This window comes from Neisseria benedictiae (assembly GCF_958267435.1).
Lineage (GTDB): Bacteria > Pseudomonadota > Gammaproteobacteria > Burkholderiales > Neisseriaceae > Neisseria > Neisseria bergeri.
The window spans coordinates 1-11,790 of sequence record NZ_CATQFV010000051.1 but is presented as its reverse complement, the minus strand read 5'-3'; the positions used below and the strand labels follow the sequence as shown (position 1 = coordinate 11,790).

The window sequence follows — 11,790 nt, the reverse complement described above, 5'->3', positions numbered from 1 at the left end:
GCTTAGGGAGAGTAGGGGGGATACGACCTTAGTTTTAGTATCCGTAATTTCATCATTTTTTTCGTCAAGGGAATATACACAGAGGATGATTCAAAACCGGCAGGCAAAAAAAGACCGCTTCTGAACTGCACCCCAAAAGTTGGACATCTTACCGACTTTAGGAGGTGCAGTTTTTTATGGCAAAATATTCAGATGAATTCCGACTTGCCGTCGTCCAATACTATTTGGCAGGAAACGGTAGCACAAGAACAGCAAACCATTTTTCTATTTCTGATTCATTGGTACGCAGATGGGTGACAAGATACAGATTACACGGAGAGAGCGGCATCAAAAAGCATACGACAAAATATTCGGTCGAATACAAACTTGAGGCAATCCGCCCGGTGATGGGGCAGGGAATGTCCCAAAAAGCTGCCGCAGACCAACTGAATCTGCCCGACTGCTCCATCTTGCTGCAATGGTTGCGCCTCTACCGTTTGAATGGTATTAACGGTTTAAAGCCCAAACCCAAAGGAAGAAAGCCCGTGAAAAAACAGCATCCGCCGCAAACGAAAAAATCCGACTATCTGAAAACCAAGGAAGAACTGCTTGCGGAATTGGCTTAACCCCGAAAGTCTATATGTTGAACACCGGCCTGATGGCCTACCTGACCAAATGGCTGACACCAGTAACCATTCAAAACGGATCCAAGAGCGGGCAGTTTTTTGAAAATTTTGTCGTGGGCAAAATCATCAAATCCTTCCACAACCAAGGCCAAGAACCGCCGATTTATTTTTACCGCGACACCAATCAAAAAGAAATCGACCTACTGATCGAACATCGGCAGATGCTGTATCCCGTTGAAATCAAAGCCACCGCCAATCCCAATAAAAAAATGGCCGCCGCTTTCAACCTGCTGCGCAACACGCTGCCGGCAAACGAATTGGGCATCGCCCACGGTACGATTATCAACCAGTATCCGCAAAAAATCTGGTTGGCGGAGAATTTGGTTGCCGTGCCTGCAGCCTATGTTTGAGGCTGCCTGAAACTATTTTCGAGCTAACGCTTTATCTTTCTTTTTACGACACCCTCGGCGGAAATTTCCTCATTTTCTGTTGTTGAGCCGATGAAATAATCTTGGTCGTAGTGGTAAAACAGTTCGTCCAAAATACGTATCGGGTTGGTCATGCGGTCATCTCGCAGGTGTAACAGATCCCGTTCGCGCAGAACGTACAGCTCATGCCCTTTGGCCATGCGGAAATATTGCCATAAACTCATTACCTGCAAAGGTGGTAGGTCATCATCTGCGGTATTACTGACATACAGCCCATACAGCTGCAACAGGGTGGTCAAGGCCATCATCGCTTTATTATTGTCCGAACCAGAATATTGCCGCCATTTTGCCAGCTTGGCTTTGGCAACTCGCGGAATGACTCGCACATACTCGATGTTTTTTTCGGGGTGTGCGGTGGTTTTGGGAGCCAGTTCTTCAGGCAAACCGGATCCGGGTAACACCGTCTGCCACGTTTCGCCCCAAACCGGTTTTTGTTTCGCCTGCGCGTATTCTTCCAGCCGAATATAGATGTCTATAGCCATGCGGACGGCTTCTTCAAACGAATAATCCCAAGCCCGGCCATCAGTTTGCACGGCTATGCCCGCAGCGGGATCGTATTGCCGTAGTCGTTCGGTTGCTTCCAGTTGGTAGGCACTTGCCCACATGTTTACCACGCGGTACAAGGTTAGGGGCAGCCGTAAGGCCAAATCTTCCCATTCTTCAGTTTCTGAAGCTGTATTTTCAGGTAGCCCGACCGGATAAAACACGGCGGGGAAAAAACGACCCCCGTATGCAGGCTGGGTGAAAACAACTTGCGGCCTGTTGCCCAAACGTAATTCGATCTTACCCAGCTGTGATTCTGGTGCTGCCAGGATCTTGAAAGCGTCTGCTATTTCCTGTCCATCAAGATCGTAGAACACGAAGCCGGCATGCTGCAAAAATAACACAATCGCAAAATTGATAAACACACTGGAACTGACATTGTAGCCGCTCATGCGCCGCCAGCAGGTTAATGCCGCCCCCACGTCCTGCTTCAAGTTTCCATTGGGAAAACGGCAGGTAAAACGGAAACTGTTCCAGCCGTTAATGATGGGGGCATCTATAAAATTAAATGTGTTGTCATAAAATTGGTACTGTTCAGCCGTTTTGGCGATGGCAGCCTCCACGGCCCAGGTAACGCAGTCGTTCATAGTGATGACCAAGCCATCTGGATTGTATACGCTAAGCAGATCGGCCGCCTTCTGCAGGCAGACCCTCGGGATCTCGTTTAACAGGATCTGCTCACTCCACTCTTCCGTCATGGTGGCAGCCGCCTTCTCGGCCTTCGCTGCCTTGCGCATCTTTCGGGCAGACCAAGCTGCCAAATGCGCTGAGTCAAATACAACTGATTCTTTCTCTGATTCTTTTTGTTCAATCATTTTCTAAGAGTCATCTACGGATAACAGAACTGATTCTACTGTAAGTATCTGTACTAAACAAAATCATCTAGTAGGATTTGTAGAATCCCGCCAATAACACTCATAAATTAAACTTGAAAAGCATTAATTGACAAACTAAAGCATTTTTGATATTTTCTCTTTAGGTAATTCTTAGATAAACTTATTGACAGATTATTCAAGGAGCCGCCATGGCCTTCTCTAACGATATCCGGGTTGATGCCATTGTAGCCACCCATGAAGAAACACAGGCAATGTTTGCACCAGTTGAATCAAATACATTGAATCATCATGGTTCTGATGGTTCTAGTCGGAGCAACCGCCGAGGAATCGAAGATCAGCCAGCTGATACCTTTCCAACAATCTGCTTGGTGGATGAGGAGCAACAACCGTCTCTGCGGCAGTTGATCACGCGATGTGGCCAACAAAAAGAGGGCTATACCCATAAAGTCATGTTGCAAAAATTGATGAATCCCAAGAAGTTGGTTTTATTTAAGAATATTGAGTATGTGCTGGAAAAATTGAATTCGTTGGCACAGAAAATGCCAAATTTCAAAGAAGTGATTCTGGATGTGCAGGCACAAGTCGTGCTGCAGGGAAGGATAGGGCAAGCCTTGGTCTGCCAGCCGATGATATTGGTTGGCAATCCGGGAACGGGTAAAAGTCATTTTGTTAGCGAGTTGGCTGTGGTTTTGGGTTTGCCCCTCTTCGAGAAATCGTTTGAAAACGTGACCACCGGTGCGGCCTTAAGCGGGACAAGCAGCAAATGGATCAACGGCGCACCAGGTGCGGTGGTGCAGAGAATGTCGGATAGCGATACCGCCAATTTCCTATTTTTTATTGATGAAATCGAAAAAGCTGTGAAAGACGAGCGCTATCCTTCCCCTTTAAATGTACTGCACTCGCTGTGGGAATCGGAAACTGCCCGAAAATTTCACGATGATTTCCTAGAACTGCCGATTAATACTGCTTATATCAACTGGATCGCGGCGGCAAACAGTTTGAACCGCATTCCGGCCAGTATCCTGTCTCGGGCAACCGTTTATCACATCGCGTTGCCGACAACGGAACAAATGCACCGGATGATTGATGGTTTTTATGCCTCCTACCGTGCCGAATACCGGATGGAACATTGCACCCCGGCTAAATTGAATGACGAAGTGGTTCGTGCTTTGGCAAAGGAGTCGCCACGTGATGCCAAAAAAAGGCTGGGCCTGGCTCTGGCTCGGGCGTTCTTGGCGAATAGTCAATATGCCGAAATTAAGTTACATCATCTGCCGTTGCTATATGGCAATGTGTCACAGACAGAGGATGAATGCGTATCCATTACCGGGCTGCTACATTAAGGAGGTGCTACATCATCATAGGCGGGTGTTGCTTTTCCAGTTTGGCACAGAACTCTTCCAGTACAAGGCTGGGGTTCAGCTCCAGTGCTTGGCAGTATCTCACAAACTCGGTAATGTCTAAGCGCCGCTCACCCGTTTCAACCTTCCCGATAAACGACAAAATGACCCCCATGCGTTCTGCCAACATTTTTTGGGTTAAATTCAGCTCCAAACGGCGGCCGACTAAGGTTTGCCGCAGCCATGCCATTTCGGGGGAATAAAGGGAGGGACGCATTCTTTTCATAGGAAAATCATAGTGTATTGCTTAATATTCCCCAATTTGGGATAATAGGATATTGCAGGTTGTTAACCTATATCTTTGAACTTGAGCCTACCCTTCAGGCTATCTGATAACTGTGTGATTTTTTACAGGAGAACATTTGATGAAGAAGTCAATATACCTATTACCTTTAGTGAGCTTGTTGACCGCATGCGGTGGCGAGCCGAGCAATAGCGACATTAAAGGAGTGCTGGCGGAAACCTTGGCACAGATGAATCATTATTCGACGGGAAATCCGATGGCGGGCGAAATGTTGGAAAAGATACAAAGCAACCTGTCTGTCAGCAAAGCGGGAAGCTGTGTGAAGGACGATACAGAAGGGAAGCGCTTTGAGTGCCCGATCAGCTACGAAGTCGGCGAATATGAAATCAACGGGATGAAAGTACCTGCCTATACCGGTTCGACTACCATTGTGCTGGTTCGCACCGATTCAGGCTGGACAGCACATTAAACACTGCCATCTGTTTTTTCTTTTTAACTTTCCCATAAGGAGCATGGTCATGACGACTGAAAACCAAAACAATGCCTCCATCACAAATACATCTAGTGCCGGTAATGGCATCAGCAAACGCTTGGTGGCGGCCTTGTTGGCCATATTTTTGGGTTGCTTGGGCGCACATAAGTTTTATTTGGGTATCAATAAGGTAGGTTTGATCTATCTACTGGTCAGCATACTGGGATCTTTTTTGTTAATCCCAATACTCGTGATCAGCGTGTTAAGCCTGATTGACGGCATCAAATACCTGATGTGTAGCGATGAAGAGTTTGAGCGTGTGTATGTACAGGGCAAAAAGGCTTGGTTTTAATCCTTAACCCTTAATCCAACGTTTAGGCTGCCTGAAAATCATCAGGTAGTCTAAACACCGGTTACTATTTCTTTTAACTCACTTTTTCTTCGAAAAGGGAAGCAAGGATGAAAAAATTAGTTTGTATTGCCATGTTGACTGTATCATTAGTCGCTTGCTCTAAAAAGGATGCTAATAATAGCAATTTTCAGGAAGCTATCCAGAAAGGCTTTGATGAAGGTAGGGCAAACCACAGCGCAGGAATGTGTTTAAGCATCAATACAAATGGAAGCATGCGACTAGGTATTATTTTTGATGAGGACAGCCAAAAGATTTCTATTAGCGACGCTTCTTCTGATGATGTTACCCAAGAACGTATTGACACTTTAACTGATGCTGGTTTGATTGACCCGGAATCTAATGATGGACATACCTTTAAGGTAAGTGAAATGGGGAAACCATTTTTGCGCAATGTCCTCGACAATAGATTTCCAGCTTTTTGTACAGGTAGATACACCATCAAGGTTGAATCATTCAGCGAGCCAGTCAACGATGGCAAACGCACGTATTCAGAGGTTGCCTACACTGCGACGCTCGTTGATCAAGCTCCGTGGTTAAATAATCAAAAAGTTCAAAAAGCTATGTCATCTAGGGTAATGGAACCGCATTATGCTACTGTTTATCTAACCGATAATGGTTGGGTTATGGAAGATAATAGCGATACTGCTGGTATGAAAACAAGTATTCTACCAGAACCGAGCTTATACATGTATTGATGCAGAAAAGTTTTAGAAATCAACAGTATTGTTTACACTTTCAGCTTTTTCTTGAACAGTCGATTCAGCAGATATTTGATATTATCAAGGATATCAATCAGCACGAAAAAATCTCTGTGTTTTTGATAATGGCGGAAAAGTGTAAACAATACGACGTTTTCCAATATGTGTAGCCTTTATGCAATGCAACAAACCAAGAAATACGGAGTTGCTAATAATGAACAAGCTGATTTTGAATACTAAATTAAAAACCGTCGCAGCTGTCTGTGCAACGATATTCCTGACCGCCTGCGGAGGCGGTGGTGGCGGCGGAGGCGGAAGTTCTCCCGACTGGAACAGTACACCTACCGCGCCCGGTGTTTCCAATACCGGCAGTGCCGATACCCCAGACACCCCCGAACCGGACAAGCCGGGCTTCGGCAACAACTGCAAAGGCTACGCCCTCTGCGTGGCAGACCATCTCAAACCGGACAGTACGGAAAATGCACCGGCACCGAATTTGAACATCAATCCTGTTGCAGGTGAACTCCCCCCTGTTTTAAACGGATATCCCGAAGCTAATCCGCATCTGGATTTTAACGACCTGACCCGGTACAAAAACGCGATTAACCTGAAAACCGCACACGATCTCGGCTACAAAGGCAAAGGCGCGGTTGTCGGTGTGGTCGATGACGATATATCCGATTATGCCGAACTGTTCGGCAGCACGACCCGCATCAGCCGCGGGTGCAGCGGCCACCTGGACGGAATCTCGGAACGAGACAGACTAGCCTGTCCCGGCATAGTATCCGACGGTACGGAAGACATGAATATCGATCCGGCGTATCTCACCGTCAGAGTCCGCCCGTTTGATCGGGATGACAGCGCGGAACTCAAAGGTGTGTTCCGTGATTTCGACGACCCGACTTTTCAGCACGGCGCGCCCCACTCGGGCACGTTGAACCATATGGATGAAGTCAGCTATCTGCTTGCCGGACGCGCCGTACCCGGCTACGGCACGGGCGGCGTAGCGCCGGAAGCCAAACTGGTCGGCTATGACGTGCGGGGCAAATTCGATGAAGATAGCATTACTGAAGGCTGGCAGTATGCCATCAGTAAAGGCGCGAAAATCATCAATAACAGCTATGGTGTATCGGATATGAATGATGCCGGGCACGTTGCCCAGTTTAATACGAATGCCAATTCACCGCGCTTTCGCAAGATGGACGAATATATCCGCAAAGACGGCGTGCTGTTTGTCTTTGGGGCAGGAAACGATGGGCTGACTCATGGCAGCTACTACGGCTATCTGCCATACGCCTATCCGAAAGCGCAAAAAGGCCTCATCGTAGCCGCCGGGGTGGAAAACGACGGTACGATTGCCCAAAATTCGAACCGCTGCGGCCTGATGGCGCAATGGTGCCTGTCCGCACCCTATCAAGCCGGTGTTTTGTTTAAAGGCCGTCAATACGTGGACGCCCGGGACAAAAATATGATTATCCGAGGCTCGAACGACAAACCGCTTCTCGATTTGGAAGCCCGTGGAACGTCGTTGTCCGCCCCCCTTGTCAGCGGAACGGCGGCGCTGGTGTTGGGCCGCTATCCGTGGATGTCCAACGACAACCTGCGTACCACCATCCTGACTACCGCGCAGGACATAGGCGCCAAAGGCGTGGACAGCGTGTACGGCTGGGGATTGCTCAATGCCGGAAAAGCAGTCAAAGGACCCGCGCAGTTCGCCTTCGGTATGTTTGATGCGAATGTGACAGGCGAGGACACCGTGTCTTTCTTTGAAAACGACATCAGCGGCAATGGCGGATTGAACAAAACCGGCGACGGCCGCCTCATCCTTGACGGTGAAAACACCTACACGGGCGTGACCAATGTAATGGGCGGCATGCTCTCCGTCAACAAAAGCATTACTTCGGACGTATATAGCGGAAGCAAGTTCCATTTGAACGATAATGCCAGAGTGAAAGGCAATGTACAGGTTGATGTCAACGGCTTCCTCTTTGGCGGCAACAACAGCACCATCGACGGCAATCTGACCTTTACTCAAAACGGCAATCTGTTTGTCCAGTTGGGCGATGTCCTCAATGTGACCGGCAAAACCGAGTTTGGCGACACCGGCGGTATCTGGCTGGGCGGCGTAAGCAAATACTACGCCCGTCCGAACGAACGCCTGATTACCTTCCTGCGTTCAGAGGGCGGCATTACTGCAAAAGACGGACAGGTTCAGCGCGTCTATGCCGACGGCGAGATGGTCTCCCGCGACAATGTCGGCACCGCCACAGGCAAAGACCTGTACTACAGTCTGCGCCGCAACAATGTCAATACCGTTGCCATGACGGTTAAAGAACGCCTCGATCCCGTACTCGCCCATAATGTCGTACAGGGCGGACGCAACCTCGAAAACCTGATGGAGGAAGCCGACAAACTGAGCGACAAAGAATTGGCAACCGGTTCTTACGCGCAGACAGGCAGGTTGCTCATCCGCGCCCAAAGCGAACGCACGGACGGAACCGCAACCATGTTGGAACAGTTGGCCGCCGGGATTCACGCCAACAGCACCAATGTCTTTGCGGAGACTCAAAGCCGCCGCCTGAAATCGACAGCCGACAAACTTGACCGACCGCTTAAAACCGGCGAAACAGATGTCTTTGCCGAAACCAAACGCGACACCGGCGACTGGAAACACGGGGCGGCGTCCGGCGGTCTGACCGACTTCCGCCAAACCGTGGGTGTCAAATACCAGGCGGGTGAACAAACCACACTTGCCGCCGCGTTTGACGCCGGTCAAACCAAATGGGACGAGAACACTCGTGGTAGCGCAGCCGTCAACAGCTTCGGCCTGAATGCCGGTGTCCGTCACAATCTGGACAACATGACTTTTGTCAAAGCCCTGTTGGGTTACAGCGGCTACAAGAACAAAACCGCCCGCCTGAACGGTGTCGATATCCGCGCCGAAGGTGAAGCAGAAGGTTCGCTGACACAGGCAGCCCTATTATCCGGTTTCCGCTTCCCCGTTTTCGGCAGCGGCCTGCTGGAGACCGAAATAGGTGCCCGTTTGGATATACTCAGACAAAAGGCGTTTGAAGAAAAAGGCGGTGCGCTGGCATGGAAAGCCGAGAAACTCTCCGAAACCACCCCCGTCGGACTGCTCAACGTCCGCCTGACACAACCGCTGAACGACAAAACCGCCCTCTTCGGTTTTGCAGGTGTCGAACATGACTTCAAAAAACGCGATTACGCCCTGACGGGTATGTTCAAAGGTGCGAATCAGGCTCGTGGCAAAACCGGTGCATGGGATATGCCGCAAACCCGTTGGAATGCCGGTCTCGGTATCCGCGCGGAATTGGGCAGAGGTTGGAGCGCCTTCGGCAATTACGAGCACACAGGCAGCAGCCGATACAAAAGCAACAGCCTGAAAGCCGGTGTCGGATATCGGTTCTGACCGTCAAAAAAACGCCATGTTTGAAACGTGGCGTTTTTCTTCAAGCTGACGTATTTCCGTGCAATAACCCTACCCGAAGCCCTAAAACGCACAGAAAACGCCGCAGCGCGCCAAAAACTGGCAGAGCTGCGGCGGATGTTGGACGAGCACCTGAGTTGAGATTGCTCAATGCGGAGCACCCGAATATTTCGGGAAGCTTGGGAAGCTAGCTTGTATGATTGGGATATGAACGCATTGCCTCTTCTAATTTTAGGAAATCAATACAAAATCTATCATATCCAAATCTCTTGGTAATGGCATATTCGTATGTTTTTAAAGCTATGCCTAAAAGTTTGGCTTTATTCTCTTCTTGTTTAATGAAGTTAATTTCGTTTATGAGTAGAGATGTGTATTTAGGGTCTTTGCTTCGCTCTGATGCAAAATCAATCTCAGTTATTGCGCATTCTGGTATTGGCAGCATAAATGCTGTTCTAACGGTAGCTATTTGTTTTCCTCCTTGAGAGACTTTAAAGTCTGGGCGATTATTTTTCTTTTGCGAGGAAAGTGGTGCGAAGTAGGATATGCCATTAATTGATAAAATAACACCAACGAATGGACGAACGTTGCCAGTCTTTATTTGCGGGACGCGAGAATCAAAATTTCTTAAATAATTCAGGTAGTTATCATTTATCCTGTATAATTTCATCTTAAAATTCCCATAAAAAAAGGACACTAAATATTTTAGTATCCTTTTTATAAATTATGTAGCACTTACGGTAGCTGACACCAATTATGTAGCACTTACGGTAGCTGACACCAATTTGTTTCTTGATTTGATTGTACCAAAAATTTTGTTAATTGGCGTTAAGTTAATTTGATATATCTTTATTTTTTTTGTTTTGGACGGCATAGGTTTTCCACGTCTATACCAAGTAGCGCGGGAAATGCCGAAGTGTTCCCACGGTTTATTACGGCTGATAGAGTTCTCTCGGTCAGGATTGCAGTAGGGGGTTCTTTTTTTTCCATAAGGTCAAATTTTCCTTTTCCGATGAAGACAAATGCGGTTCCATCTTATCCAGTAGCCGGTACACTGCCTGTTTGTCTTCCGGTGCGGGAAACCACTCATCCAACATTACTGTTCCAAGAATACCGTCTTGTGACACAGTGGTGTACAGGAGATCAACACAGGCGCGCGGATGGTCGGCAAGCCACACCGGCGCATTTTCTGGGAAATAACCCATTCTATTCAGCCTTGCCGTGCCGTCAATAATACCGTCTCGGCCAAGCAGATCGTTGGTATTTTTCTTTTGCCCTTCCCCATAGATATAGATATCTTCCGGGAAAGCATTATCGTGTAATGAACCGGCGCTGTGCCAATCGCCGGTTCCGTCCGGGCTGATGATATCCAAGGCAACAATGCTGCTGACATATCTATCGGGTGTCGTAGGTGGAATATATAGCATGACAAGTCTCCTAAAATATCTTTAACGTGTCGTTTTTTCGTGTTTTTCGTGCAATATCACACCTTTTGGCGTGCGTAAATTCAAACGGAAAAATCCCGTATGATTTCCGGATCGGATTTGGGTGCGTATTTTTTCACCGTATTTTCGTAAGCATGAATAAAATATTCTTAAAACTGCGTATATTCCCCTGTCTCATAGTAGGAGATAACGGCGGATGAATAATCCCGATAACTGTCCGAATCCAGTACGCATGGAAAAATTTTCTCCCTCATCAAGGAGAGAGCCATACAGTTTCTGGCGGTGCGTTTGTTGCAATCCTTGAAAAATTGCAGGTAGGCCAAATTATTAGGGACTGTACTAGATAACGGTTAAAAACCCCATTCGAACGAAATGGCAAGGTTTATACCGTCGTTGTCCTTAATGCGCAATCAGCAACATTATTGCCGATTATCCGAGAGAAAGTTAAGTCTGATGGCATTGTGTATACGGATACCTTTCGTAGTTATGATGTACTTGATGTCAGTGAATTTAGCCATTTACGCAAGTTTTCCAGTATTTGACTGGCAATTTAAAACAATCGGAATTTGTCCCATTTGTCGGCCAAGTCTTTACTTGCTTGGCCGTTTGAATTTAAAAAGCAGTCTATCTACTTTCCGACCTTTTTTTCTGTTGTAAGGTCTATGACCCAATAGCATTCCCAAAGAGCATTTTGGACGGTATTTAAAGGAATGTGAATAGCGGTTTAACAACAGTGAAATAGAATCTAAAATTCAGATTTGAAGACAATTAGTTAATGGGAATTTGGTCTAGTTATCTAGTACAGCCCCAAAAATTATGCACAAACCTCAATCACAAGCCATTATTTAAATAACTTTCATTTTTTACTTTGCTCTTTTATTTCGGATATACATTTGTGAACGATTTCCTGACAACCTAGATTCAAAAATATCAATTACACTCACTAAATCTCCCAACTTCGTATAACCATAATTTTTACTATCAAAAGATGATTGGTTATTGATAATCTTCCCAACATTACTCAATAATGCCCAACCGTCTTCATCACAACTATTGGCAATGGCTTCTCTTAATAAATTCATTAATGTGGTATCACATTTAAGTTCATTAGCAGTTCTCTTCCGAATTTGAGCTGGTTGAGCATTTGTCCCACTACTTTTATCAAAACTTGCATCTAAAAATAAAAATTTGCTACATGCAGC

At 46.9% G+C, this 11,790-nt stretch carries 12 protein-coding genes and 2 pseudogenes; 8 read left to right on the top strand and 6 right to left on the bottom strand.

Annotation, left to right across the window (positions count from 1 at the left end; translation table 11 throughout):
- Nucleotides 1–176: 176 nt before the first annotated feature.
- Nucleotides 177–605, top strand: a complete 429-nt coding sequence (locus Q3O12_RS05115; RefSeq protein ID WP_301667485.1) for a helix-turn-helix domain-containing protein — start codon at nucleotides 177–179, stop codon at nucleotides 603–605.
- Between the two features lie 14 nt (nucleotides 606–619).
- Nucleotides 620–1,015, top strand: a complete 396-nt coding sequence (locus Q3O12_RS05110) for a DUF4143 domain-containing protein (protein ID WP_502572654.1) — start codon at nucleotides 620–622, stop codon at nucleotides 1,013–1,015.
- A gap of 23 nt (nucleotides 1,016–1,038) precedes the next feature.
- On the opposite strand, the gene Q3O12_RS05105 is transcribed toward Q3O12_RS05110, so the two are convergent.
- Complete coding sequence (locus Q3O12_RS05105; RefSeq protein WP_196429087.1) at nucleotides 1,039–2,451, bottom strand: hypothetical protein; 1,413 nt, start codon at nucleotides 2,449–2,451, stop codon at nucleotides 1,039–1,041.
- Between the two features lie 209 nt (nucleotides 2,452–2,660).
- On the opposite strand from Q3O12_RS05105, the gene Q3O12_RS05100 reads away from it, so the two are divergent.
- Complete coding sequence (locus Q3O12_RS05100; RefSeq protein ID WP_301667484.1) at nucleotides 2,661–3,815, top strand: AAA family ATPase; 1,155 nt, start codon at nucleotides 2,661–2,663, stop codon at nucleotides 3,813–3,815.
- Nucleotides 3,816–3,822: 7 nt separating this feature from the next.
- On the opposite strand, the gene Q3O12_RS05095 is transcribed toward Q3O12_RS05100, so the two are convergent.
- Nucleotides 3,823–4,098, bottom strand: a complete 276-nt coding sequence (locus Q3O12_RS05095) for a helix-turn-helix domain-containing protein (protein WP_211709802.1) — start codon at nucleotides 4,096–4,098, stop codon at nucleotides 3,823–3,825.
- A 178-nt stretch (nucleotides 4,099–4,276) separates the two neighbouring features.
- Here Q3O12_RS05095 and Q3O12_RS05090 point away from each other — a divergent pair, with 178 nt between their 5' ends.
- The 4 genes from Q3O12_RS05090 to Q3O12_RS05075 all read left to right on the top strand — a co-directional run bounded on the left by Q3O12_RS05090 (nucleotide 4,277) and on the right by Q3O12_RS05075 (nucleotide 9,128).
- Nucleotides 4,277–4,585: a hypothetical protein gene (locus Q3O12_RS05090; RefSeq protein ID WP_153063918.1), complete on the top strand. Its 309-nt coding sequence runs from the start codon at nucleotides 4,277–4,279 to the stop codon at nucleotides 4,583–4,585.
- 49 nt (nucleotides 4,586–4,634) lie between these two features.
- The gene (locus Q3O12_RS05085; protein ID WP_025458202.1) at nucleotides 4,635–4,940 is read left to right on the top strand and encodes a TM2 domain-containing protein; all 306 of its coding nucleotides are present in this window, start codon (nucleotides 4,635–4,637) and stop codon (nucleotides 4,938–4,940) included.
- A 107-nt stretch (nucleotides 4,941–5,047) separates the two neighbouring features.
- Nucleotides 5,048–5,695, top strand: coding sequence for an SEN1982 family lipoprotein (locus Q3O12_RS05080; RefSeq protein WP_025458203.1), 648 nt, complete (start codon nucleotides 5,048–5,050; stop codon nucleotides 5,693–5,695).
- 217 nt (nucleotides 5,696–5,912) lie between these two features.
- Nucleotides 5,913–9,128 carry a S8 family serine peptidase gene (locus Q3O12_RS05075; RefSeq protein WP_301669622.1) on the top strand — a complete coding sequence of 1,072 codons (3,216 nt, stop codon included), beginning with the start codon at nucleotides 5,913–5,915 and terminating at the stop codon, nucleotides 9,126–9,128.
- Nucleotides 9,129–9,333: 205 nt separating this feature from the next.
- Here the strand turns inward: Q3O12_RS05075 and Q3O12_RS05070 are convergent, their stop codons facing one another.
- From Q3O12_RS05070 to Q3O12_RS10765, 3 genes and pseudogenes are all read right to left on the bottom strand, one after another.
- Entirely contained in the window at nucleotides 9,334–9,813 is a 480-nt protein-coding gene (locus Q3O12_RS05070) for a type III toxin-antitoxin system ToxN/AbiQ family toxin (protein WP_301667480.1), read from the bottom strand.
- A 286-nt stretch (nucleotides 9,814–10,099) separates the two neighbouring features.
- Nucleotides 10,100–10,570, bottom strand: coding sequence for a hypothetical protein (locus tag Q3O12_RS05065; RefSeq protein ID WP_308447784.1), 471 nt, complete (start codon nucleotides 10,568–10,570; stop codon nucleotides 10,100–10,102).
- An 80-nt stretch (nucleotides 10,571–10,650) separates the two neighbouring features.
- Nucleotides 10,651–10,917, bottom strand: a pseudogene (locus Q3O12_RS10765) (Fic family protein); the annotation flags it as partial.
- Between the two features lie 36 nt (nucleotides 10,918–10,953).
- On the opposite strand from Q3O12_RS10765, the pseudogene Q3O12_RS05060 reads away from it, so the two are divergent.
- Nucleotides 10,954–11,112, top strand: a pseudogene (locus Q3O12_RS05060) (IS1595 family transposase); the annotation flags it as partial.
- 339 nt (nucleotides 11,113–11,451) lie between these two features.
- On the opposite strand, the gene Q3O12_RS05050 reads toward Q3O12_RS05060, so the two are convergent.
- A partial coding sequence (locus Q3O12_RS05050; RefSeq protein WP_301669620.1) for an OST-HTH/LOTUS domain-containing protein occupies nucleotides 11,452–11,790 on the bottom strand: 339 nt, incomplete at its 5' end.